This is a genomic window from Streptomyces sp. 3330, assembly GCF_031456635.1.
Taxonomy (GTDB): Bacteria; Actinomycetota; Actinomycetes; order Streptomycetales; family Streptomycetaceae; genus Streptomyces.
Genome location: NZ_JAVDVA010000005.1, coordinates 368,091 through 392,329, shown reverse-complemented (window position 1 = coordinate 392,329; position 24,239 = coordinate 368,091). Strand labels below are relative to the sequence as shown.

The following is a 24,239-nucleotide window of genomic DNA, read 5'->3' as shown; positions in this document are numbered from 1 at the left end:
CCTACTCGCCCGTGATCGAGCTGAAGTCGGTGCCGGAGCCGAGCAGCATCCCCGCGCCGAGGAGGAGCATCGTCGCCGGGACCATGAACGTGGTGATCATCAGCGTGGCCTTGGGGACCGCGCGGGCCGCCTTGCGGCGGGCGTTCTGCGCGTCCGTCCTGCGCATGTCCTTGGCGATCGAGACGAGCGTGTCGACGATCGGCGCGCCGAGCTCCTCGCCCTGCTGGAGGGCCGTGACGAACATGGCGACCTGCTCGGAGTCGTTGCGGCGGCGCAGTTCCTGGAAGGCCTCGCGGCGGCTCACGCCGAGGTCCATCTGACGCAGCGTGATGCGGATCTCGTCCGCCCAGGGGCCCTCGTACCGGGAGGCCACCCGGTCCAGGGCCTGGCGGAAGCCGAGTCCCGCGCTGACCACCACGGCGAGGACGTCGAGGAAGTCCGGCAGGGTCCGTTCGATGGCGTCCTTGCGGACCCGGATCGCGGACCAGATGCCGACCTCGGACCAGAACGCGCCGAAGGCCAGCATGAGCAGCGCGACGAAGAAGCTGCCCTGGAGCAGCGCGGCGAACGCGCCCAGGGCGCCGATCGCGCCGTAGACCGCGCGGCGGGCCGCGTAGCGGTCGATCGTCAGGCCGCCCGGGTTGCCCGCGAGGTCGATCCTGCGCCGGTACCTGGTGACCTGCTTGGGGCCCATCAGACGCAGGACGGCGGGGGCGTACCGCATGCCCAGGCGGTCCACGAGCGAGCCGACGGCGCCGGTGCGCGTCGAGCCGACCTCCAGGGCCAGCGCGAGGTCGCTGGGCAGCTTCACGTCGGCCCGGTACATGCGGATGCCGGCGAACATGCCCCAGACGCTGAGGCCCACGGCGAGTGCGAGCAGGAGTTCCATCCTCTGCGCCACCTCCTGCTCAGACGTCGATACGGGACATACGGCGGATGAGGACGAAGCCGACCGCGTAGAGACCGAACGCGATGATCACGCAGGCCTGGCCGATCGCCGAGCCCGTCATGCGGTCCAGCGTCCCGTCCTCGACGCTGTTCATGAGGAACAACGCCCCGACCCCCAGCACGGGCACCGCGTAGGACGTCATGTTCACCTGCGAGAGCTGGGTGCGGACCTCGCGCCGGGTCTCCTTGCGCTCCTCCAGGGTCTCCGTCAGGTTCCGCAGGGCGCCCACGACCTGGCCGCCGGCCCGGTTGGAGAGGACCAGGGTGGTGACGAGGACGACCAGTTCGCGGGAGGGGAGCCGGTCGGCGAGCTCGCCCAGGGCGTCGTCCATGGAGTGCCCCACCGCCAACTGGTTCGCCACCTTGGCGAGTTCCTCGCCCGCCGGGGCCTCCAGCTCCTCGGCGGCCATGCCGATCGCGGTGCGCAGCGCCAGGCCCGCGTGGGTGGCGTTGGCCAGGATGCGGGCCAGTTCGGGGAGTTGGTTGATGAACCGCTCGATGCGTTTCTGGCGTTGCCAGTTGAGGAACTGCCAGGCCGCCCAGACGCCCAGGAGGCCCGCGATCGGGCCGAAGAAGGGCGCCAGGGTGGCCTGGCCGATCAGCCACAGTCCGGCCACCGCCGCCAGCATGCCGACGAAGAACTCGCCGGGGGTCACGTCCAGGCCGGTCGCCGCCAGCTTGAGTTCGAGGGCGCGGCCCGTCCTCGTGCGGCGCAGTCGTCGGTCCAGGGTGCGGAAGCGCCGTCGGCGGCCGGTGTCGGGGAGCCGGCCGGTGGAGGAGAGGCGCTCCACCAGCTCCGCGCGCTGCGCCCGGCCCCGGGTGTAGGCGTGCAGGCCGGCGACGGCCAGGGCGCAGGTCACGACGGTCACGCCGGTGGTGAGGGTGATCAGGGTTTCGAGGTCCATCGGCGTCACCGGGCTTCCCGTGTCGTCAGTTCGTGTGCCGCGCGCGCCACCCCGAACGCCTGCGGGATCGGCTGGCCGGCCAGGTAGAGGCGGTCCGCGGTGCGGCGCGGGAGGGGGAAGTGCTGGAAGGCGCCGTGGACGCGGCCGTCGGCGGCCATCGGCCGGGCGTCGAAGCGGGCGATCGTCGCCAGCCGGTACGGCTCCCCGCCGTGGCTGTCGAGCACGGCCACCTCGGTGACGCGGCGGGCGCCGTCCGCGAAGCGGGTCAGCTGGACGACGACGTCCACCGCGCTGTTGATCTGGTCGTGCAGCGCGACGAAGGGGACCTCGACGTCCGACATCGACGCGAGGGTCTGGAGCCGCATCAGGGCGTCCTCCGCGCTGTTGGCGTGGACGGTGGCCAGGGAGCCGTCGTGGCCGGTGGACATCGCCTGGAGCATGTCGAGCGACTCGCCGCCGCGGACCTCGCCGACCACGATCCGGTCGGGGCGCATCCGCAGGGAGTTGCGGACCAGGTCGCGGATGGTGATGCGGCCGTTGCCCTCGACGTTCGGCGGCCGGGACTCCAGGCGGATCACGTGCGACTGCTGGAGCTGGAGTTCCGCCGAGTCCTCGATGGTGATGATGCGTTCGCCGTCCGGGATCAGGCCGGAGAGGGCGTTCAGCAGCGTCGTCTTGCCGGTGCCCGTGGCGCCCGAGACGATCACGTTGAACTTGGCCTGCACGAGGCCCGCCAGCAGGTACAGCATCTGCTCGTCCAGCGAGCCGAAGCCGATGAGTTCGTGGAGGGTGAAGGAGCGCGGGAAGCGGCGGATGGTGAGGATGGGCCCGGTCAGCGACAGCGGGGGGATGATGACGTTGACCCGCTCGCCCGACGGCAGCCGCGCGTCGACCATCGGGTTCGTCTCGTCGACGCGGCGGTTGACGGTCGAGACGATGCGTTCGATCGTCTGCATCAGCTGGTCGTTCGACGCGAAGCGGAGAGGCAGTTGTTCCACCCTGCCGCCGCGTTCGACGAAGATCGCGTCGGGGCCGTTCACCATGATCTCGGTGATGGACGCGTCCTCCAGGAGGGGCTCCAGGATGCCCAGGCCCAGTGCCTCGTCGACCACCCGGCGGATCAGCTGGGAGCGTTCCGCCGTGGACAGGACGGGACCCTCACGGCTGATGATGTGTCCCAGCACCCGCTCCAGCCGCGCCCGGCGCTCGGCGGCGGCCAGCGAGCTCATCTCGGCGAGGTCGATCTCCTCCAGCAGCTTGGCCCGGTAGGAGGTCACCAGGTGACCGTCCTCGCCCCGGCCGCCGTTCTCCTCGGGCGAGGTGATGCGTGCCCGCAGGCTCATGTCGGATGCCCTTCCCTCAGTGGTCGACCGGCATCGTGGCCGTCTTGTGGGCCTGGCCGAAGTCCCCGATGCCGGGAATGACGGACGGGATGGTGACGGTGGAGGTGACCCGGACCTCGTCGCCCAGGCCGGCCGCGCTGCAACTCACGTCCAGCCAACTGCTCACGGCCTGCGCGCAGCCGGCGCCGTAGTCCTCGTCGAGGGACGCGCTGCGGGCGCCGGTCCGGGCCGCCGTGCCCGCCTGCTGCGCCGCGTACGCGATCAGGCCGAGCTGTACGGCCGCCAGGGCCACGAGGAGGAGCAGCGGGAGGAACCCGAGGTACTCCAGGGCCACCTGACCCCGGTCACCGCCGCCCCCGCGCCCGCGCCCGGACCTCGCGCCGCGGGTCTCGCCGAACCTCGCTCCGGGCATCTCAGTCGCCGTCCTCTTCCTCGACGGCGCCGGCGTGGCCGCGCACCGTGAACGGGAAGTCGATGGTGCCGGGGAAGAGGACCGGGACCTTGAGGGAGACGTCCGCCGTGACATAGCCGCTGCCGCCGCAATCGACCACGGCGTTCCCCTTCCACGCGTCCCCGAGCTTCTCCAGGCCCGCCTGCCGGCACGCCTCGAGCCGCTCCCCCGGAGGGGCCGCCGTCCCCGCCCGCACCGCCTCGTCGGCAGCATTCCCCGCGAGCGTGAACGTGTACCCCACGAGGACGAACTGCCACACCACCACCAAGGTCACGATGATCAGCGGTGTCATGCCGAGGAACTCGATGGTGACCTGGCCCCGGTCGCGCGCCCTGTGTCCCCACATGCCGTTCACTCCCTTCGCCGCCGGAACCCGGCCGCGCCCCGGTCCGCGGCGCGCGCCCGGCCGCCCGCCCTGCGCACGAGGGCGGTCTCCGGCGCCTTGACCAGTCCCAGTTCCGCCGCGAGCGCCCACAGGGCCTGCCGCACGGCGCCCTTGCCGTCGAGGGCGTGCACCCGGCCCGCGTCGACCGCGGCCTGCAGTTCCCGGAAGTTGGCGGGGACGGTGGTCGCGGCGATCGCCGTGCCGGTGATCTTCTGGATGAGCGGGGGCTGGATCTCCGTGCCGCGCGTGTGGCGGTTGACGACGACGGTCGTCTCCTCGGCCTTGCGGATCTGGAGCCGGTCCCACATGCGCACGGTGCGTTTGGCGCCGCGGACGGCCACCACGTCGGGGGTGGTGACGAGCAGGGCCCGCTCGGCCAGTTCGACGGCGGCCGCGCCCGCGCCGCTCAGCTGCGCCCCGCAGTCGACGACGACGACCTCGTAGCGGGAGCGCAGGGCGCCGAGGATCTGGCGGGCGGCCCGGTCGGTGACCTCCTCGCCGCGTTCGCCCTCGGCGGGGGCGAGGAGGAGGGCCACGCCCGTGTCGTGCCGGAAGACGGCCTCGGCGAGGATGCGGGGCGAGATGTCGGTGATGGCGGCCAGGTCCACGACCGAGCGGCGGAACTGGACGTCCAGGTAGGAGGCCACGTCGCCGGACTGGAGGTCGAGGTCGACGAGGGCGGTGGACCGGCCGGACGCCTGGGCGGCGAGAGCCAGTTGCACGGCCGTGAGGGTCGCGCCCACGCCCCCCTTGGCGCCGCTGACCGTGACGACGGTGCCGCCGACGCCGGTGAACACGTCGGTGCCGTGGCCGAGATGGCGCCGTACTCCGACCGACCACTGGGCGACGGCCTGGACCCGGTTGGCGAGGTCCTCGTAGCTCAGCGGGAGGGTGACCAGGCCGCGGGCGCCGGAGTCCATGGCGGCGGCGAACAGGCCGGGGCCCACGTCGGTGGTCACGAGGATGACGCCGACCGCGGGAAAGCGCAGGGCGACCTCCCGGACCAGCTCCAGCGCCGGTACGGGGCCGATGCGTTCGTGGACGACGACGACCTCGGGCAGCTCGTCGACCGACTCGGCGGCCAGCCGGGCGAGGGTGTCCACGAGCTGGGTGGAGTCGGAGACCGGGGGCACCGGTTCGGCGTCCGGGAGCTGGCTGAGCAGGGTGGTGAGGGAACGGACCGCGTCCGCGTCGCCGACGGCCGGGAGGATCCTCGTGGGCATGGGCGGCGGCCTCTCACTTGTCCGTGACGAGTTCGTAGGTGCGGTCCTGGTCGGGGACCGTGGTGTCGCCGCCGGGCGCGACGAGGGCGAGGCGGACGCGCTTGGCGAAGGACTCGGCGTAGGTGATGCGCTGGGCGTCGAGCGTGGAGAGCGCGAAGGTGATGGGCACCGCGTCGGTGGGCGACTGGCTGCGGTTGTTCTCGTCCGGTTCGAGGGCCGTCAGCTCGCCCACGTCGAGGACCCGGGCGTTGGTGACGATGATCTTCGACTGGTCGGGGTCGCTCTCCCGGGCGCCCTCGAAGGTGGCGTAGACGTTGACCGACGACCCCGGGGTGATCTTGCCCGCGACGCCGGTGGCCGCGTCGATCATGATGGCGACCTCCTGCTGACCCGGCCGGAGGGCGGGCTGGTCGACGATCATGTCGCTCTGGAGCAGGGAGCCCTTCTTCAGCGTCGTCACGGCGATCTTGCCGCGGATCGCGTCGAGGTCGGTGACGGCGTTCTCCGAGAGCCAGCGCTCCGGCATCTCGATCTTCTTGAACTGGCCCGCGCTCAGGGTGGTGTAGGGCGCCACGTCGGAACGCAGCTCGTACGCCGTGACCTCGGGGCCGACCTTGGACTTCACGTCGTCGATGACGGAGAGGACGCCGGCGAACGCGCCGAGGGCGCACAGGACCGACAGGAGCAGGAGAATCACGCCGCGGCGCTGACGGGAGTTCATGAGCCGTGCAACCTCGTTGGGGGTCGGGTCGAGCGGACGGGAACAGGCGTACAGGTCGAGCTGGTCGGGCTGGTGGGGCTGGCGGGCCGGTGGGGCCGGTTCAGTCGCCCGCCGTGAGCGCGCGGGCGGCGGGACGGGCGGTGAGGTCGGAGGGAGGCGGCGGGGTCGCGGAGCAGAAGACGCAGCGGTCGCCGATCACGTCGATGCCGCACCAGTGGCAGAGGGACTGCCGGACGGAGGTGACCAGCTGGTAGAGGACCGAGAGGTCGGGCAGGTAGGCGCAGAACTCGATCGCCTTGCCGGTGCCCCACCAGTCGGCGGACTCGGCGGGCAGGTGTGTCTCGCGCAGCCCCTGGACCTTCCAGGCGGGGGCGAGGACCTCGGTGACCCAGTCGGACGGGAGCTGCCCGCGCGCGACGAGCAGCCAGGTGCCGAACTCCGGTCCGGGCAGCGCGGTTTCGGGAGTGGCCTTGACCAGGTGCGGTTGCGGGTGGGCGAGCACACCGAACTGACTACCCGGAACCCATGACCTGGCATGCGACTTCAGGCCGACCACCGGCACCCGGTCGAGGCGGGCGACCGAGCCGAGCAGCGCCCCCGCGTGGAGGTAGTGCGTGAGCAGCCGGCCGGCGGAGGCGAGGACGCCGGGCCCGAGGTCGCAGGAGGCCAGCTGGCGCAGCTGGCGGGCCAGGACGGCCACCGCGAGCGGCGGAAGGTCGGGGCGGAAGAGCGCGATGCGGTCGCTCTCCAGGAGGGAGCGGATGGTGTGCAGTCGCTGCTCGACGGCGGCGGGGACGGACCGCGAGAACACGACGATCACGTGTCCGTACTGATCGACGAGGGCCTGGACGGCGGCGAGGGCGCGGTCCAGGGGCTGCTGGTCGAGGTCGGCGAGGACGGTGGCGGGCAGGGTGCGCTCGTCCTGCGGCGGCAGCGCCAGGTCGGCTCCGGTCACGGCAATGGCTGTTGGCACGCGCAGCTCCCCGATTCCCGCGGTCCGGCCCACCGGCGTTACTCCGGTGCACCGGGGTGACTTCATTGCGTGACTACCTCAGCACTGTATCCACGCCTCTGTGGCCGGAGAACAGCTTTCCCTGGCTGCCAAGCAACTCTTCTTCGCGCAAGTACCGCCAAACCGGAGCAAGTTGCCCACGGACCCCCTCCACGCGCCCTCCACGGCCGGACCTCTTGACAACAGAATTGGTCTGGACCAACTTACTGTCATGTCCCCACTGAAACGAACGACACGACTCGGGTCGGGAGCCGCGGGCGTCCTCGCCGCCGCCCTCGCCCTGTCCATGACGGGCGCGGCTCAGGCGTCCGCCGCGGACCTGAACAACGCCAGGAACGCCGGCTTCGAGTCCGGCCTGACCGGCTGGAGCTGTTCGGCGGGCAGCGGCACGACCGTCTCCTCGCCCGTGCACGGAGGCGCGGCCGCGCTCAAGGCGACACCGGCCGGGCAGGACAACGCCCGGTGCGCCCAGACCGTGGCGGTGAAGCCCAACTCGACGTACACGCTCAGCGCATGGGTCCAGGGCGGCTACACCTACCTGGGCGTGACCGGCACCGGCACGACGGACGTGTCGACCTGGACGCCCGACTCGGCCTCCTGGAAGCAGCTGTCGACGACCTTCACCACCGGCGCGTCGACCACGTCGGTGTCCGTGTACACGCACGGCTGGTACGGCCAGGCGGCGTACTTCGCGGACGACGTGTCGGTGTACGGCCCCGACGGCGGCGGAGGCGGCGACCCGGCCCCGACGGTGCCCGCGGCCCCGGCCGGTCTGGCCGTGTCGGGCGCCACCTCGTCGTCCGTCTCCCTCTCCTGGAACGCGGTCTCCGGCGCGACCGGCTACTCCGTCTACCGCGGCGGCACGAAGGTCACGGCGGTGACGGGGACCTCGGCGACCGTCACCGGCCTCGCGGCCTCGACCTCGTACAGCTTCCAGGTCACCGCGACCAACGCGGCGGGCGAGTCGGTGAAGTCCACGGCGGTCACGGGCACCACCACCGCGACCGGCACCGGGGGCGGGACCGTGCCCAAGCACGCCGTGACCGGCTACTGGCAGAACTTCAACAACGGCGCGACCGTCCAGAAGATCTCCGACGTCTCCTCCCAGTACGACATCATCGCCGTGGCCTTCGCGGACGCGACGACGACGCCGGGCGCCGTGACCTTCAACCTGGACTCGGCGGGCCTGGGCGGCTACACGGTCGACCAGTTCAAGGCGGACATCAAGGCGAAGCAGGCGGCCGGCAAGAAGGTCATCGTCTCGGTGGGCGGCCAGAACGGCACCGTGTCGGTGAGCGACGCCACGTCCGCGACGAACTTCGCGAACTCGGTGTACTCGCTGATGCAGACGTACGGCTTCGACGGCGTGGACATCGACCTGGAGAACGGCCTGAACGCGACGTACATGTCGCAGGCGCTGCGGTCGCTGTCGTCGAAGGCGGGGTCGGGTCTGGTCCTGACGATGGCCCCGCAGACGATCGACATGCAGTCGACGTCGAACGGCTACTTCCAGACGGCGCTGAACGTGAAGGACATCCTCACGGTCGTCAACATGCAGTACTACAACAGCGGTTCGATGCTGGGCTGCGACGGCAAGGTCTACAGCCAGGGCTCGGTGGACTTCCTGACGGCGCTGGCCTGCATCCAGCTGGAGGGCGGCCTGGACCCGTCCCAGGTGGGCCTCGGCCTGCCGGCCTCGACGAGCGGCGCGGGCAGCGGATACGTGTCGCCGACGGTGGTCAACAACGCCCTGGACTGCCTCACCAAGGGCACGGGCTGCGGCTCCTTCAAGCCGTCGAAGACCTATCCCGGCCTGCGGGGCGCGATGACGTGGTCGACGAACTGGGACGCGTCGGCGGGCAACGCCTGGTCGGCGGCCGTGGGCCCGCACGTGCACGGACTGCCGTAGCGGCGGGGCCGCGCGCGCTCACGAACAGCCGCTGAACGGACGGCGGGCAGCGGGCGGCGGGTGACGGAGGGTGTCGCTCCACGGGACGACCGTGGACGGCACCCTCCGGCACGTCCGTCCACGCGTCCGCATGCCCCTCGTCCGCATGCCCTGGGGCCCACAGGTCAGGCCGCCCGCGCGTCCGCCGTCTAGTACGCCGTCGGCCGGTAGTGGCCCAGCACCCAGGCCAGTTGGGCGAACCAGCCCTGCAACCGTTCCCTCGGCCGCGCCGTCACCACGCACTCGTAGACCCTGCCGTCCACGTGGACCACGGCGACCATGAGCGCCTTGCCGTTGGGGCTCGCCTTGTAGTGCACGCTGCGGACCTCCGGCCAGGGGAACTCGACCGTGATGTCGTACATCTCGAAGGCGACGCCCGCCGCGTCCACGACGACCGCGTTGTGCTTGTCGACCGCGAGGAACTCCGGACCGGGCGGCGGCCCCGCCTGCGGGGCGTACTGCGGCGGGTGCTGCGGGGCGTACGACGGGGCGTACTGCGGCGGGGGCGGGCCGAAGCCCGGCGGCGGCGGAGGGGACGGCGGCTGGTCTGTCACACCGGAAAAGTACCCCCGCGATCCTGTGCGGCCACTTTCGGTCTCCCCTGAAACATTTCCCGCGCCCCACCGCATTAGTGAGGTGAGGCCGGCAGGCAACCGACACAGGGGGACACTCATGAGGCAGGCCGCCCGCGCGGACGAGTACGCCGAGTTCGCGGCGGCACGCACCGGGCATCTCTACCGGTCCGCGTGTCTGCTCACCGCCGGGGACACACACCTCGCGGAGGACCTGGTCCAGGAGACCCTCGGCAGGCTGTACGTCCGCTGGGGGCGGGTGTCCCGGGTCGACAACCCGGCCGGTTACGCGCAGACCGTCCTCACCCGTGCCTTCCTCGCCCACCAGCGGCGGCGCAGCAGTCGCGAGCGGGCGGTGGAGACGTTCCCGGACATGGCCGACGGCAGCGGGACCGACACGCCGTTGCGGCTGACCCTGATGCAGGCCCTCGGGCGGCTGCCCGCCAAGGACCGGGCGGTCGTGGTCCTGCGGTACTGGGAGGACCGCTCGATAGAGGAGACCGCGGGCGCGATGAACGCCAGCTCGGCGGCGGTGCGGACGCGCTGCTCGCGGGCGCTCGGGCGACTGCGGGAGCTGCTGGGCGAGGACATCGGCGAATACGCCCGCCCCTGAGCCGTCCGGCACCCGGCCCCGGCCTCCGGCGCCGGTCCCGCCCCCGGCAGCACGGACGCCCGCACCGCACACCCCGACCGCGCGCCTCCCTCTCCCTCCTGCTTCGCCCTCTCTTCGACCCGTCTCGCCGAAAGCGGTGGTTCACCATGCCCGTCGACCAGTACAGCGACCCCTTCGAGGAGCAGCTCTCCGCCGCCCTGCGGGAGGCGGGCGGCGCCTTCGACAGCCCCGCCGCGCTCGTCGCCGCCGGGCGGGCCCGGGGGGACCGGATGCGGCTGCGGCGCAGGACCGCGATCGCGGGGGGAGCGGCGAGCCTCGCCCTGGTGGGGGTGGGCGGGGCGCTGCTCGCGCCCTGGGGCGGCAGGCCCGAGCCCCTGCCCTCCACCGTCGCCGCGTCCGGCAGCGACGGCGCCGAGCCGGTCTACTCCTCCGACGACATGGTCCGCACCCTGCGACAGCTGCTTCCCGAGGGCACGTTCAGCCGTACGGAGGCGCGGGGCACGGGCGAGGACCTGCCGCCGCTGGCGGTGGGCGTGTTCGACGACGGCGAGGGCGAGGGGTCCGTCTCGGTGGGCCTGGCCCGGATCCCGGCGGACGCCGGGGAGGTGAATCCGTCCACCGCTGTGATGCCCTGCCCGGACGGCGAGCAGACGGGCCTCGACAGCTGCCGGACCGAGCTGCTGTCCGACGGCTCCGCGATCACCGTCTACCAGGGCTACGAGTATGCCGACCACCGCGAGAACCGGAAGGCGTGGGGCGCGGACCTGGTCACCCCGGCCGGGCACCATGTGAGCGTCGTCGAGTGGAACGCCGCGGCGGAGAAGGGCAAGCCCGTCAGCCGACCCGAACCACCGCTGACGAAGGACCAGTTGAAGAAGCTGGCCGAGGCCCCGCAGTGGCGCCGCATCGCCGACGCCATCCCCGACGAGGAGCGGAAGCCGGCCTCCCCGTCGGGCTCGGCCGGCCGCCCCCGGGAGATGGCCGGCTGGCTCGTCCTGCGCAAGCTCGCCCTGCTGCTGCCCAAGGACCTGGACCGCGTCGCGCACGGCAGCCAGGAGACGGGGTACGGCTACTTCGTCGTCGACGACGGCAAGGGCGCGAGCCTGGTCCAGGTCAACGTGCAGCCGAACATGTCCGACGTGGCCGGCGAGCTGTTCGGCTCGGGCGCCGAGACCCTTGCCGACGGCACGCGCGTCGCGACGGAGCAGGGGCCCGGCGAGAAGGGCGGCGCCGGGGTCGTGATGTGGACGGTGGACACCCTGCGCGAGGACGGTCTGCGGGTGGTCGTCAGCGCCTTCAACTCCGCCGAGCAGGACAAGGCCGCGACCCGCGCGGAGCCCGCGCTCACGGTCGAGCAGCTGCGGGCCGTCGCGCTCAGCCCCCGGTGGCGGGCCACGGAGGACTGAGGGCCGCGGACCGGGCACGGACCGGCCCTCGGGTTCAGGCCAGGGCGCCCGCGAGCAGGCCGAGGATCTCCCGCGTGGCGCCCGGCCCGCCGCGGAGCGGGGAGGGGTACGACACGCGGTGGCGGTGCGCGGCGGGAGCGGCCCCGCCCCCGCCGCGCTCCTCTCCCCGCTGCCTTCTCTCCCCTCCCTGCCGTCTCCGCCCGCTCTGCCTTCTCTCTCCCCTCCCGGCTGGCCGGACGGGTCAGAAGAACTCCGACCACGGCTGGTCCCAGATCTGCTTGACGCACAGCACCAGGAACAGCAGGCCCGCCAGCACCAGCATCGCGTTGCTCAGCAGTCCGTTGCGCCACTCCCCCGGCGTGCGGGAGGAGTTGAGCAGCCACAGCAGGGTTCCGGCCAGGAACGGCAGGAAGGCCGCGCCCAGCACGCCGTACAGGATGATCAGGCGGAACGGCTGGCCCTGGAAGAGCAGCACGATCGGCGGGAAGGTCAGCCACAGCAGATACGCCCGGAAGGGCCAGGAGCGCTCCCGCTCGCCCGAGGCGACCTCGGTGCCGCCCCCGTCGCCGCGGCCGCGGTAGCGCGCCACGAAGTCGGCGAACATCAGGCTCACGCCGTGCCAGACGCCGATCAGGGAGGTGAACGAGGTGGCGAAGAAGCCGATCAGGAAGAACTTGGCGGTCGCCGTGCCGTACTTCGCCTCCAGGATGTCGCTCAGCTGGATGAGCCCCTTGTCGCCGCTCGCGATCGCCACGTTCGCCGAGTGCAGCAGCTCCGCGCCGACGAAGAGCATGGCGACGACGAAGACGCCGGTCGTCACGTAGGCGACCCGGTTGTCGAGCCGCATCACCTTCATCCAGCCGGTGTTCGTCCAGCCCTTGGCGTTCACCCAGTAGCCGTAGGCGGCGAGGGTGATCGTGCCGCCGACGCCGCCGATCAGGCCGAGGGTGTTGAGGACGGAGTCCTTCTCGTCCGGCAGGATCGGGAGCAGGCCCGCGAAGGCGTCGCCGAGGTGGGGGGTGACCCGGATCGCCAGGTACACCGTCACCACGAACATGACGCCCACCAGGACCGTCATGACCTTCTCGAAGACGGCGTACTTGTTGAACCAGACGAACGCCAGGCCCACCAGACCGCAGGCGATGGCCCAGGACTCCAGGTCCATCACGTCCGGGAACAGCGCCTGGAGCGGCAGCGCGCTGGACGACATCGCCGCCGCGCCGTAGACGAAGCCCCAGACGACCACGTAGACGACGAAGAACCACGTCGTCCAGCGGCCGAGGCTCGCCCAGCCGTCGAAGAGGGTGCGGCCGGTGGAGAGGTGCCAGCGGCCGGCCGCCTCGGCCAGGGAGATCTTGACCAGGCAGCCGACCACGGCCGCCCAGAGCAGGGTGTAGCCGAAGTTGCTGCCGGCGATGAGCGTGGCCACCAGGTCGCCGGCGCCGACGCCGGTCGCGGCCACGACGATGCCGGGGCCGATGTACTTCCAACTCGATCTGCGGGGGGACGCGTTGTCGGTGCCGGATGGTGCCTCGGTGTGCGTGGAGTTTTCCGTGGGGGGTCCCGTGGTGTCCGCCATGGAGGTCAAGAAAACCCAAAGAGGCCGCTCCGGCAAGGGTGCGTGCGGGATCTCCACCCGATGTGCTCACACTCCGGCCGGACCCGGGATACCGGCCGACCGGTGCGGGCGCGGATAAACTGCGCGGCCGGCCACTCGTCGCATTCCGCATGATTTCGGCCAGCGGCCCCTTGTCCTGTCTTGACCTGCTCATGCCATGCCTCGACGATGAGCGGCACCGCACCGCCGCACACAGCAAGCGCACAGCCCCCCACGACCCGGCTCCCCACAAGGAGAGTTCATGCGACTTCGCATTCGCGGCTCAGGCGCCGGCGCCACAAGCGCCCACGGCGGCAGGCGGACCACCGTCCTCGCCGCACTGCTCGCCCTCGCGCTCGCCGGCCCGGTCTCGGCGACCGTCACCGACGCGGCGGCGGGCAGCGCACCGAAGGCGGCCCCCTCCGCCGACGACATCCGCCAGTACGAGATCCACGTCCACCACAGCACCGCCCGGACGCGCACCGCGATCGCCGCGTCCGGGGTGAGCGTCGACGAGGCCGACGAGGAGACCGTCGTGGTCTCCGGCCGCGCGGACCAGGTGCGGAAGCTGCGCGCGCAGGGGTACGAGGTGTCCCTGCTGGGCTCGGCACCCGACCGGGTCGCCGAGGACGAGGTACGGCTCTTCGACTTCCCGTCCGCCGACTCGAAGTACCACAACTACGCCGAGATGACCGCGGAGATCGACCAGCGCATCGCCGCCTACCCGGGCATCATGAGCAAGCGGGTCATCGGCAAGTCGTACCAGGGCCGGGACATCGTGGCCGTCAAGATCAGCGACAACGTCGCCACCGACGAGGCCGAGCCGGAGGTGCTGTTCACCCACCACCAGCACGCCCGCGAACACCTCACGGTCGAGATGGCGCTGTACCTGATCCGCGAGCTGGGCGCCGGCTACGGCTCCGACTCCCGCGTCACCGGCATGGTCGACGGCCGCGAGATCTGGATCGTCCCCGACCTCAACCCGGACGGCGGCGAGTACGACATCGCGACCGGCTCGTACCGCTCGTGGCGCAAGAACCGGCAGCCCAACTCCGGTTCCTCGTACGTCGGTACGGACCTCAACCGGAACTGGAACTACAAGTTCGGCTGCTGCGGCGGCTCCTCGGGGTCCACGTCCTCCGAGACCTACCGGGGCACGGCCGCCGAGTCCGCGCCCGAGGTGAAGGTCGTCGCCGACTTCGTGCGCAGCCGGATCGTGGGCGGGAAGCAGCAGATCACCGCCGGGATCGACTTCCACACGTACAGCCAGCTGGTGCTGTGGCCGTTCGGCTACACCACCGCGGACACGGCGACCGGCATGACCGCGGACGACAACGCCGCGTTCAAGGCCGTCGGGCAGAAGATGGCCGCGAGCAACGGGTACACGCCCGAGCAGTCCAGCGACCTGTACATCACCGACGGGTCGATCGACGACTATCTCTGGGGCACGCAGAAGATCTTCTCGTACACCTTCGAGATGTATCCGTCGTCCGCTTCCGGAGGGGGGTTCTACCCGCCCGACGAGGTCATCGAGCGGGAGACCTCCCGTAACCGGGACGCGGTGCTCCAGCTTCTCGAGAACGCGGACTGCATGTACCGGTCCATCGGGAAGCAGTCCCAGTACTGCGTCTAGTCCGCGGTCCTGACGTCGGCGTCCTCGGGCTTCGCGGCCTTGGCGTCGGCGTCCCCGGGCTCGGCGGGCTCGGCCTCGGCGGCCTCGGCGCCGGTGTCCTCGACGACGGCTTCGTCCCCGGCGTCCGCTTCGGCCTCGGCTTCGCCGTCCTCGAAGTAGGCGTCGAGGACGGCGTCCAGCTGCTCCTCCCACTCCTGGAAGCGGGACCTGGCCGTCGCCTCGATCTCGATCGGGTACCAGCGGCGGTCAGGGGTGTGCACCGTGACGGTGAACCGCTTGCCGAAGCGCGGCGTCTCGGTCTCGACCGCGCCGATCTCGTCCCAGCGGAACTCGCACGACTCCTCGTCGAGACGGAGCCGCACGCCCTTGGCGTCGGCGACGATCCGCGCGCGGCGGTCGGCGGCCTCGAAGACGGGGCCATCGACGGGCTCCGAGGAGTCGCCCGCATCACCGGACCCGTCGGACGCGTCCGGCTCCGCCGACGTCCGCGGGCGCTCCGCCGACTCCCCCTCTCCCGCCCCGGACTCGACGGCGTCGACGCCGTCGTCCTCGGCCGGCCTCTTGTCCGCCGGCTCCGCGGTCACGGGCGACGTGAGCCCGGGGATGAATGCCGGGTCGAACCCGGCGCCCTCCAGGGGCTGGCTGCTCGAACCTATGCGCTGCTCCACAGCGGGCAGTATGGTCGAAGATCCTGTGCCGGACACAGTCAGCCCCTGACTTCGTTACCGGAGTCCTACACGAAGAGGCTCATTCCGGCCGCCATCACGAACCCGGCCACCGAGAGCACCGTCTCCAGCACGGTCCACGTCCTGAGGGTGTCGCGCTCGCTGATGCCGAAGTACTTGGCCACCATCCAGAACCCGCCGTCGTTGACGTGCGAGGCGAAGATGGAGCCCGCCGAGATGGCCATGATGACGAGGGCGACGAAGGCCTGGGAGTGGTCGCCCTCGGCGAGCAGCGGCGCCACGATGCCCGCCGTCGTCACGATCGCCACCGTCGCCGAGCCCTGGGCGACCCGCAGCACGACCGAGATCAGGTACGAGAGGACGATCACCGGCAGACCCACGTCGTTGAAGGTGTCCGACAGCGCCTGGGCCACCCCGCTCGCCTTGAGGACGGCGCCGAAGATCCCGCCCGCGCCGACGACCAGCAGGATGTTGCCGACCGGCTTCAGCGAGGCCGTCGAGACGGTCTCCAGCGACCTGCGCGACCAGCCGCGCCGGATGCCGAGCAGGTAGTAGGCGAGGAGCAGGGCGATGGTCAGCGCCACGAACGGGCTGCCGAAGAACTCGATCACCGAGCGGAAGGTGGACGGGTCGAGCGCGATCGAGGAGAACGTGGCGGCGAGGATCAGCACCAGCGGCGTCCCGATGATCCCGACGACCGTGCCCAGCGGCACCGGGTCCTCGCGCGGCACGACACCCTGCCTCCGCTGCTCCTCGACGACCGCCCGCTTCGCCTCCGCCGCCGCCTCGACCATGTCCTGCGGCACCGCGACGAAGATGCGGCGGCCGATCCACGCCGAGAACGCCCACGCCGCCAGCACCGCCGGGAGACCGCAGACGACCCCCATGAGGATGACCCAGCCGAGGTCGACGTGCAGCAGGCCGGCGGCCGCGACCGGACCGGGGTGCGGGGGCAGGAACGCGTGGGTCATCGACAGGCCCGCGAGCAGCGGGAGGCAGTACAGCAGGATCGACTTGCCGCCGCGCTTGGCGGCCGCGTAGACGATCGGGGCCAGCACGAAGATGCCGACGTCGAAGAAGACCGGGATGCCGAAGATCAGGCCGGTCAGGCCCATGGCGAGGGGCGCCCGCCGCTCGCCGAACACGCCGAGCAGCCGGGACGCCAGCACCTCGGCGCCGCCGCTGACCTCGAGGACCGCGCCGAGCATCGTGCCCAGCCCGATGATGATCGCGACATGGCCGAGGATGCCGCCCATCCCGGACTCGATGGTGGAGACGGCGTCCGAACGCTGGACGGTGCCGAAGAGTTCGGTCACGGACAGTCCGGCCAGCAGGCCGACGGCTATGGAGACCGCGAGGAGGGCCACGAAGGGCTGGATCCTGACCTTGATGATCAGGAAGAGGAGCAGGGCGATGCCGAGGGCGGCGACCGTCAGCAGGCCTGCGGTGCCGTCGATCAGGAGGAGCAGTCCGCCGGTGTGGGGTGGCGCCTGGGCGGGGGTGGATGCCGCGAGCGGAAGGGGCATTCGGGGGTCCTCTGCTGGAGTTCACGATGCTTTCGGGCAGGGGGGATCGCGGCACGGCGCCCCCTGCGAACGGGGACGCCGTGCCGTGAGGCGGTACGGCGTGCGGGTGTTGACGGAGCGTCGGCGGGGCCGGTCGGCCGGGCCGGGTGTCCGGGTGGGTCAGCCGAGGACGGCGAGCGCGTCGATCTCGACCAGCAGCCCGGCCGGGAGGCCGACGTAGACCGTCGTACGGGCCGCGGGCGGGGCGGTGAGGGGCTGCGCCTCGAAGTACGCGTTGTAGAGCTCGTTGAACTCCGCGAAGTGCGCCGTGTCCGTCAGGTAGACGCGGATCATCATCACGTCGTCCCAGCTCGCGCCGCCCTCCTCCAGGACGGCCCGGACGTTGGCGAGGGTCTGGAGGGTCTGCTCGCGCAGGGTCGGGCCCGCCGGCGTCGGGGGCCTGCCCTCCTCGGCGGGCAGGAAGCCGACCTGGCCCGCCACCTGGAGGATGTTGCCCTTGCGCACCCCGTGCGAGAACTTCGCGGGCGGGGTGGTGTGGGTGCTGGGGGTGAGGGCGGTCTTCTCGGTCATGCCGGGCTCATTCCTTCGGGGCTTCCTTGATCGGGGTCCTGCCGGAGTACTCGCCGCTGATCGCGTCCGCCGTGCGGCGGACCAGCGGGAGCAGGGTGAGGAGTTCGTCGGCGGTGACGACGACGTTCGGCGCGGAGACCGACATCGCGGCGACCACCCGGCCGTCGGCGCCGCGGACGGGCGCGGCGACACAGTTGATGGACTCCTCGTGGCCACCGAGGTCGGTGGCCCAGCCCTGTTCGCGCACCTTGTCCAGCTCGCGCAGGAAGGCGGTGGCGTTGGGGGTCGAACGGGCCGTGTAGAGGGGGTAGTCGAGCTTCTCGGCGATGGCCCGCCGTTCGGGCTCGGGCAGGTCGGCGAGCAGCAGCTTGGCGACGGCGGCGACCGTGATGGCGACGGGCTTGCCGATCCGCGAGTACATGCGCACCGGGTAGCGGCTCTCCACCTTGTCGATGTAGAGGACCTCGCCCTCCTCGTACACGGCGAGGTGCACGGTGTGCCCGCAGGTCTCGTTGAGACGGGCGAGGTGCGGATGCGCGATCTCGCGGATGTCGAGGTTCTCCATCGCCTCCTGGGCGAGGGCGAAGAGGCGGGCGCCCAGACGGTAGCGCTGGTCGGACTGGCGGTAGACGAGGCCGTGCTCGTGCAGGGTGCGCAACAGCCGCAGGGCCGTCGATTTGTGCACGCCGAGGCGGTCGGCGACCTGTCCGAGGTCGGCGGGGCCCTCGGCGAGCAGCGGCAGGATGCTCAGCGCTCGGTCGACGGTCTGGCTCATGGGGTGGGTACCTCCTCGTCGGCCCGCTCTTCGGCGTGCGTCCAGCCGGGGCCGAGTCGAAGTCTCCCCCACGCGGCGTCGTCGAGGGCCGCGAGCCGGTCGGCGTGGTCCCGGGAGGGCGGTACGGCCAGGTCACCGGGGACGGTGAGGGCGGCGGCGGCCATGAGGTGCCCGTGCCGGAGGCGGTCGCGCACGGGCAGCCCGCGCAGGGTGGCGGAGAGGAATCCGGCGGCGAACGCGTCCCCGGCGCCGACGGCGGCGACCACGTCGACGTGCGGGGCGGGGACGTGCAGGACGCTCCCCCGGTCGAACACGGTCGCCCCGAGCGCGCCCTGTTTGACGACGAGCACCTCGGGGTCGGGGAACGCGCTCCGTACGGCGTCGACGCCCTCCAGGCCCCACGCCTCGGCCGCCTCGTCCTCGCCGACGAACACCAGGTCGGCGCCGCGGGCCAGTTCGAGCAGGACGTGGGGGCCGTTGCCGTCGGTCCACAGCCCCGGCCGGTGGTTGACGTCGAAGGAGACGAGGGGCCGGCCGCCGGGCCGGGGGGCCGTCAGTTCCCGCAGCAGGCCCAGGCAGTCCGCGGACAGGGCCGCGGTGATCCCGGTGAGGTGCAGCACCCGGCCGGCCCGCACGGCGTCGAGGCAGACGGTGTCGGCGGACATCGCGGAGGCCGCCGACCCGGCCCGGTAGTAGGCGACCTCGTGCGCGTCGGTGGCCCGGTCGCCGGCGGTGCGGAAGTAGACGCCGGTCGGGCGGTCGGGGTCGCGCCGTACGGAGGTCACGTCGACCCCGTAGGAGCCGACGGTCTCGACGAGATGGTCGCCGAACCCGTCCGCGCCGACCCTGCTGACCCAGCGCGCCGTGTGTCCGGCCGCGGCCAGCGCGCAGGCCACGTTGGACTCGGCGCCGCCGATGCCCCGGTCGAAGGAGGGTACGTCGGCGAGGCGGCCCGGCCGGGAGGGCAGGAAGGTGACCATGGACTCGCCGAGCGCGACGACGTCCACGGCGTCGGAGGCGTTGCAGGGTCCGGTGGCGGTCACGATCGTCATGGCTCCTGTGCTGGTGCGGGTGAGCGAAGCGAGAGGGGGTCCCCCCGGGCGAAGGCCGGGAGAGGCTCCGTTGACCCCGTGTTGGCCGAGATGTTAGACAGCACTAAGCGATATACGCAATGGACGTTGCATGCTGCGCAACGCTCCTGATCAGGAGGTTCCATGGGTACCGAGGCACGCGAGGCGCTCGCCCGACTGGCCGGGGAACGCGTCGACCACCGCTTCAAGGGCCTCCCGCCGGACGCCGACGGCCTCACCGTCGGCGAGCTGGCCGCCCAGCGCCGCAACCTCTTCACCGACGGCTTCGCCACCCCCGTGCTGGCCCTGTCCGCCGAGCGCCTCGAACACAACCTCGCCCTCATGGAGACCTACGCGGTCCGCCACGGGCTCGCCTTCGCCCCGCACGGCAAGACCTCCATGGCCCCGCAGCTCTTCCGGCGCCAGACCGACCGCGGCGCCTGGGGCATCACCCTCGCGGTCCCGCACCAGGTCCGGGTGGCCCGGGCGTACGGCGTCCAGCGGGTCTTCCTCGCCAACGAACTGGTGGACGCGGCCGCTCTGCGCTGGATCTCCGCGCAGCTCGACGCCGACCCCGACTTCCGCTTCGTCTGCTACGTCGACTCGGTGCGCGGGGTCGGGCTGATGGACGCCGCGCTGCGCGGCGCCCGGCGCCCCCTGGACGTCGTCGTCGAACTGGCCGCGGGCGAGGGCGCCCGCACCGGGGTCCGTACGGAGAAGGAGTGCGCGGCGGTCGCGGACGCGGTGGCCGCCGCGCCGTCCCTGCGGCTGATCGGGGTCGCGGGCTACGAGGGCGAGGTCCCGCGGGCCGACCCCGAGCGGGTGCGGGCCTGGCTGCGCCGCCTGGTCGCCCTCGCCGTCGACTTCGACGAGGCCGGGCGCTTCGCGGGAGCCGAGGAGATCGTGGTCAGCGCGGGCGGCAGCGCCTGGTTCGACACGGTCGCCGAGGTCTTCGCCGGCATCCCCGGACTCTCCCTGCCGGTGCTGAAGCTGCTGCGCTCCGGAGCGTACGTCTCGCACGACGACGGTCACTACCGCAGGCTGACCCCGTTCAACCGGGTCCCCGAGGAGGGCGCGCTGGAGCCCGCGTTCCGCCTGTGGACCCAGGTCGTCTCCCGCCCCGCCCCCGACCAGGCGTTCGTCAACGCGGGCAAGCGCGACGCGGCCTACGACCTGGACCTGCCCGTCGCCCAGGTGATCCGCCGCGACGGCACGGAACGCCCCGCCACCGGCGTCTCGGTGACCGCGCTCTCCGACCAGCACGCCTGGCTGCGCACCGGCCCCGAGGCGGACCTCGAGGTGGGCGACTGGGTCGGCCTGGGCCTCTCCCACCCCTGCACGTCCTTCGACAAGTGGCCGCTGATCCCGCTGGCCGAGGCGGACGGCACCGTCGTCGACTACATCCGCACGTTCTTCTAGCCGGCAGCGGCAGACGACAGACTGGCAGGAGGCAACGGCATGGAAGACCTCGTCGTCCGGGACGCGGACGTCGTCGACGGCAGCGGCGCGGACTCCTACCGCGCGGACGTGGTGATCGACGGCGGCAGGATCGTCTCCATCGTGAAGGAGGCGGCGGCCGCCGGCTGCCAGCGCCCGAAGGCGGTGCGGGAACTGGACGCGGAGGGGCTGGTCCTCTCCCCCGGCTTCATCGACATGCACGCCCACAGCGACCTCGCCCTGCTGCGCGACCCCGACCACAGCGCGAAGGCCGCCCAGGGCGTCACCCTCGAAGTCCTCGGCCAGGACGGGCTCTCGTACGCCCCGGTCGACGACCGCACCCTCGAAGGGGTCCGCCGGGCCATCACCGGCTGGAACGGGTACGGCGACGACCTCGACTTCGACTGGCGTTCGGTCGGCGAGTACCTGGACCGCCTGGACCACGGTTTCGGGGGCCGGGGCATCGCCGTCAACGCGGCCTACCTCGTCCCGCAGGGCACGGTCCGCGCCCTGGTCGTCGGCTGGGAGGACCGCCCGGCCACCGACCGGGAGCTGGACCGGATGCGCCGGCTGGTCGCGGAGGGACTGGAACAGGGCGCCGTGGGCCTGTCCTCCGGGCTGACGTACACACCCGGCATGTACGCGCGCGGCGCCGAACTGACGGAACTGTGCCGGGTGGTGGCGTCCTACGGCGGCTACTACTGCCCCCACCACCGCAGTTACGGGGCCGGCGCGCTCGCGGCGTACGCGGAGATGGTCGAGCTGACCCGCGAGGCCGGCTGCCCGCTGCACCTGGCCCACGCCACCATGAACTTCGGCGTGAACGAGGGCCGCGCGCCCGAGCTCCTGATGCTCCTGGACGAGGCCCTGGACTCCGGATCCGACATCACCCTCGACACCTACCCGTACACCCCCGGCTGCACGACTCTCGCGGCCCTGCTGCCCAGCTGGGCGAGCGAGGGCGGCCCGCAGGAGATCCTGCGCCGCCTCGCGGACGACGACACGGCCGCCCGCGTCCGCCACGACCTGGAGGTGACCGGCGCGGACGGCTGCCACGGGGTGCCGGTGGACTGGGACACCATCGAGATCTCGGGCGTGGGCGACGAGCGGCTGGCGGACCACGTGGGCCGCACGGTCCACGCCTCGGCGCTCCTGCGCGGCGAGGAACCCTGGACGACGGCCCGCCGCCTCCTCGTCGAGGACCGGCTGGCCCCCACGATCCTCCAGCACGTCGGCCACGAGGAGAACGTCCGCACGATCATGCGCCACCGTGTCCACACGGGCGGCTCGGACGGCGTCCTGACGGGCGCCAAGCCGCATCCGCGGGCGTACGGCACGTTCCCGCGCTACCTCGGCCACTACGTGCGGGAGGCGGGGATCCTGTCCCTGGAGGAGTGCGTGGCCCACCTGACCGGCCGCCCGGCGGCTCGGCTGCGCCTGCCGGACCGGGGCCTGGTCCGTGAGGGATACCGCGCCGACCTGGTGCTCTTCGACCCGCGCACCGTGGCGGCGGGCTCGACCTACGAAGCCCCGCGCACCCTGCCCACCGGCATCCCGCACGTCCTGATCGACGGCCGCTTCGTCGTCGAGGACGGCCGCCGCACGGACGAGCTGGCGGGGCGGGCGGTCCGTCGCAGTCCCGTGTGACGGAACGCCGCGCGCCCGGTGGCCCGAGCCCTACGGCTTGGGCAGGGTGCAGGCGGTCGCGCTCAGGTTGAGCTGGTTGCCGGTCGTGAAGCAGGCCGGGATCAGGTAGGTCTCCTGGGCGTAGTTGATGCCCTGGCGGACGGTGACGTTGCCGCTCGCGTCGACCTCACAGGGGTTGTTCTCCGTGCAGCGCGCGCCGTCCTCGTTGCCGGTGTTGTTGACGGCGACGACCTTGCCGGTGGACTGGTCGATCACCGGCGAGCCGGAGGTGCCGCCGATGGTCTGGCAGGCGGAGGTGTAGCGGACCGAGTCCTTCCAGGTCCAGTCGCCCTCCTTCAGGCGGTACACGAACCCGTCGATGTTGCAGTTGTAGAGCGTCTTCCAGTAGCCGGAGGCCACGGTGATGGCGGTGCCGGCGGTCGGGTGGGTGTCCTGCACGGTGAGCGCGGAGATCCCGTACGCGTTCTTGATCGTGGCGTAGGTGCTGGTGAGCTGGTAGATCGAGACGTCCGTGTCGGTCATCGTCCCGTAGGCCAGCTTGCTGGCGCGCAGGGTCGCGACCCGGGTGCCGGCGGAGTTCAGCAGGCCGAAGGTGCGGCTGGAGGCCTGGTTGACGAGCACCTCGCCGGGCTCCGGGAAGCCGGTCGACAGGCAGTGGCCGTTGGACAGCACCAGCGCCGGGTCGGTGTCCAGGGAGTTCGGGAAGCGGACGACGGAGCCGGAACAGTTGCTGAGCGCGACGGTCCCGGCGAGGTTGACGGCCCGCAGCGTCGGCGCGGCGGCGGCCTTGGTGTCCGCCGCGGAGGCCGAGGCCGTGGAAGCGGTCGCGGGCTTGGCGCTCACCGGCGCGGCGACCGCGGGTGCCGCGCCCGCCCCGGCGATGGCCAGGGCGAAGAGCACGGCGACGAGAGGCTTTCTCATGTGGGGGTCCCCTCTTACGACAAGGCGACCGGAGATCTTCCGGCCGCCCGTTGTTTTGTCATGCGCATTGTTAGTGCGCAGAGAGGAGACGACAAGGGTCGCTTTTCAGCCGCGGAAGCCGGGGCCGAGGGGCCGCTCCGGCCTACCTGCCGCTCTTGTCCCGGCCCCGCCCCTTCCCGGGATTGCCCTTCCCGGACCCGGCCCCGGACGCCGAGGCCGAGGGCGCGGCGCTCGCCGACCGGCTCGCGGCGGCGTCGGCCGACTCCTCGGCCGAGGGCGACGCGGAGTCCGTGCCCCCCGCGGACGGCACCGCGGCGACGGAGGCGGACGGGGTCGGCCGCACGGACCCGTCGGAGCCGCTCACGGCCGAAGCCGGGGCGTCCGACGGACTCACCGCGTCGTCCGCGGAGCGGGTGTCCCCCTGCTTCCCGCGCTGGCCCGCGGCCGGATCCCCGGAGAAGGACATCCCCGCCACCACCGCGGCCAGCGCCACCGCACCGACCGCCCCCGCGGCGGCCAGCACACGGCGCGAGGACCGGCCGCCCGCCCGGCGCTCGGCGCGCCGACGGTCCACCCGGCCGCCCGGCTCCCTCTCCGGAGGGGAGACCCGGGGCAGCTGGGCCGTCTCGTCGTAGGCGTTCTCCCAGCCATGGGCGGCCGCCGGATCGGCGTAGCTCTCGTACGAGGCCGGATCGGTCTCGGCGTACGGGTGGTACACGATCGGCCGCACCGGGGGCCCGCCACTCTCACCTGGCCTGAACATGCCGGGGATTGTAGGGACTGAAGTGACTCCTGGGACAGCTACCGGCGATAACGACCCAAACCACACGTCTCACGTGGCGGGAAACAC

General features: G+C 72.2%; 23 protein-coding genes. 6 read left to right on the top strand and 17 right to left on the bottom strand.

All coding sequences use genetic code 11. The features are described from left to right. Position 1 precedes the first annotated feature (1 nt). The 8 genes from J2X68_RS11955 to J2X68_RS11920 form a co-directional block, all read right to left on the bottom strand. Entirely contained in the window at positions 2-889 is an 888-nt protein-coding gene (locus J2X68_RS11955) for a DUF5936 domain-containing protein (protein WP_310432436.1), read from the bottom strand. Positions 890-908: 19 nt separating this feature from the next. Further along, entirely contained in the window at positions 909-1,853 is a 945-nt protein-coding gene (locus tag J2X68_RS11950) for a type II secretion system F family protein (protein WP_310432435.1), read from the bottom strand. A 5-nt stretch (positions 1,854-1,858) separates the two neighbouring features. After that, a complete protein-coding gene (locus J2X68_RS11945; protein WP_310432434.1) occupies positions 1,859-3,196 on the bottom strand; it encodes a CpaF family protein in 1,338 nt (445 codons plus the stop codon). Between the two features lie 16 nt (positions 3,197-3,212). Beyond that, complete coding sequence (locus tag J2X68_RS11940; RefSeq protein WP_310432433.1) at positions 3,213-3,608, bottom strand: TadE/TadG family type IV pilus assembly protein; 396 nt, start codon at positions 3,606-3,608, stop codon at positions 3,213-3,215. Between the two features lies 1 nt (position 3,609). Further along, entirely contained in the window at positions 3,610-3,993 is a 384-nt protein-coding gene (locus J2X68_RS11935) for a pilus assembly protein (protein WP_310432432.1), read from the bottom strand. A 5-nt stretch (positions 3,994-3,998) separates the two neighbouring features. Continuing rightward, a complete protein-coding gene (locus J2X68_RS11930; protein ID WP_310432431.1) occupies positions 3,999-5,255 on the bottom strand; it encodes an AAA family ATPase in 1,257 nt (418 codons plus the stop codon). 13 nt (positions 5,256-5,268) lie between these two features. Continuing rightward, the gene (cpaB, locus tag J2X68_RS11925; RefSeq protein WP_310432430.1) at positions 5,269-5,976 is read right to left on the bottom strand and encodes a Flp pilus assembly protein CpaB; all 708 of its coding nucleotides are present in this window, start codon (positions 5,974-5,976) and stop codon (positions 5,269-5,271) included. Positions 5,977-6,076: 100 nt separating this feature from the next. Then, a complete protein-coding gene (locus J2X68_RS11920; protein WP_310432429.1) occupies positions 6,077-6,949 on the bottom strand; it encodes a hypothetical protein in 873 nt (290 codons plus the stop codon). A gap of 250 nt (positions 6,950-7,199) precedes the next feature. Between J2X68_RS11920 and J2X68_RS11915 the strand changes: the two genes are divergently transcribed. Then, on the top strand, positions 7,200-8,897 hold the full coding sequence (locus J2X68_RS11915; protein WP_310432428.1) for a glycoside hydrolase family 18 protein: 1,698 nt from the start codon (positions 7,200-7,202) through the stop codon (positions 8,895-8,897). A gap of 188 nt (positions 8,898-9,085) precedes the next feature. Here the strand turns inward: J2X68_RS11915 and J2X68_RS11910 are convergent, their stop codons facing one another. Next, positions 9,086-9,490 carry a hypothetical protein gene (locus tag J2X68_RS11910; protein ID WP_310432427.1) on the bottom strand — a complete coding sequence of 135 codons (405 nt, stop codon included), beginning with the start codon at positions 9,488-9,490 and terminating at the stop codon, positions 9,086-9,088. A gap of 118 nt (positions 9,491-9,608) precedes the next feature. Here J2X68_RS11910 and J2X68_RS11905 point away from each other — a divergent pair, with 118 nt between their 5' ends. Both J2X68_RS11905 and J2X68_RS11900 read left to right on the top strand, forming a co-directional pair. After that, the gene (locus tag J2X68_RS11905) at positions 9,609-10,121 is read left to right on the top strand and encodes a SigE family RNA polymerase sigma factor (RefSeq protein ID WP_310432426.1); all 513 of its coding nucleotides are present in this window, start codon (positions 9,609-9,611) and stop codon (positions 10,119-10,121) included. A gap of 146 nt (positions 10,122-10,267) precedes the next feature. Continuing rightward, positions 10,268-11,527, top strand: coding sequence for a hypothetical protein (locus tag J2X68_RS11900; protein WP_310432425.1), 1,260 nt, complete (start codon positions 10,268-10,270; stop codon positions 11,525-11,527). Between the two features lie 241 nt (positions 11,528-11,768). Here J2X68_RS11900 and J2X68_RS11895 read toward each other — a convergent pair whose 3' ends face one another. Continuing rightward, positions 11,769-13,106: an Nramp family divalent metal transporter gene (locus J2X68_RS11895; RefSeq protein ID WP_310432424.1), complete on the bottom strand. Its 1,338-nt coding sequence runs from the start codon at positions 13,104-13,106 to the stop codon at positions 11,769-11,771. Positions 13,107-13,386: 280 nt separating this feature from the next. On the opposite strand from J2X68_RS11895, the gene J2X68_RS11890 reads away from it, so the two are divergent. Continuing rightward, the gene (locus tag J2X68_RS11890) at positions 13,387-14,757 is read left to right on the top strand and encodes a M14 family metallopeptidase (RefSeq protein ID WP_310432423.1); all 1,371 of its coding nucleotides are present in this window, start codon (positions 13,387-13,389) and stop codon (positions 14,755-14,757) included. On the opposite strand, the gene J2X68_RS11885 is transcribed toward J2X68_RS11890, so the two are convergent. From J2X68_RS11885 to J2X68_RS11865, 5 genes are all read right to left on the bottom strand, one after another. Further along, a complete protein-coding gene (locus tag J2X68_RS11885; RefSeq protein WP_310432422.1) occupies positions 14,754-15,425 on the bottom strand; it encodes a hypothetical protein in 672 nt (223 codons plus the stop codon). The genes J2X68_RS11890 and J2X68_RS11885 overlap by 4 nt on opposite strands. Before the next feature lie 65 nt (positions 15,426-15,490). Further along, positions 15,491-16,969: a gluconate:H+ symporter gene (locus J2X68_RS11880; protein WP_310432421.1), complete on the bottom strand. Its 1,479-nt coding sequence runs from the start codon at positions 16,967-16,969 to the stop codon at positions 15,491-15,493. 159 nt (positions 16,970-17,128) lie between these two features. After that, positions 17,129-17,539, bottom strand: a complete 411-nt coding sequence (locus J2X68_RS11875) for a RidA family protein (protein WP_310432420.1) — start codon at positions 17,537-17,539, stop codon at positions 17,129-17,131. A 7-nt stretch (positions 17,540-17,546) separates the two neighbouring features. Further along, positions 17,547-18,314, bottom strand: a complete 768-nt coding sequence (locus tag J2X68_RS11870; RefSeq protein WP_310432419.1) for an IclR family transcriptional regulator — start codon at positions 18,312-18,314, stop codon at positions 17,547-17,549. Further along, positions 18,311-19,366, bottom strand: a complete 1,056-nt coding sequence (locus J2X68_RS11865; RefSeq protein WP_310432418.1) for a sugar kinase — start codon at positions 19,364-19,366, stop codon at positions 18,311-18,313. Before J2X68_RS11865 ends, J2X68_RS11870 begins: the two co-directional genes overlap by 4 nt. Before the next feature lie 162 nt (positions 19,367-19,528). On the opposite strand from J2X68_RS11865, the gene J2X68_RS11860 reads away from it, so the two are divergent. Next, the gene (locus J2X68_RS11860) at positions 19,529-20,803 is read left to right on the top strand and encodes an amino acid deaminase (protein WP_310432417.1); all 1,275 of its coding nucleotides are present in this window, start codon (positions 19,529-19,531) and stop codon (positions 20,801-20,803) included. Positions 20,804-20,842: 39 nt separating this feature from the next. Further along, positions 20,843-22,468, top strand: coding sequence for a D-aminoacylase (locus J2X68_RS11855; protein ID WP_310432416.1), 1,626 nt, complete (start codon positions 20,843-20,845; stop codon positions 22,466-22,468). Between the two features lie 30 nt (positions 22,469-22,498). Here J2X68_RS11855 and J2X68_RS11850 read toward each other — a convergent pair whose 3' ends face one another. Further along, positions 22,499-23,389: a serine protease gene (locus J2X68_RS11850; RefSeq protein ID WP_310432415.1), complete on the bottom strand. Its 891-nt coding sequence runs from the start codon at positions 23,387-23,389 to the stop codon at positions 22,499-22,501. A 142-nt stretch (positions 23,390-23,531) separates the two neighbouring features. Then, positions 23,532-24,152 (bottom strand): hypothetical protein, encoded by a 621-nt coding sequence (locus J2X68_RS11845; RefSeq protein WP_310432414.1) that lies wholly within the window; start codon positions 24,150-24,152, stop codon positions 23,532-23,534. Positions 24,153-24,239 lie beyond the last annotated feature (87 nt).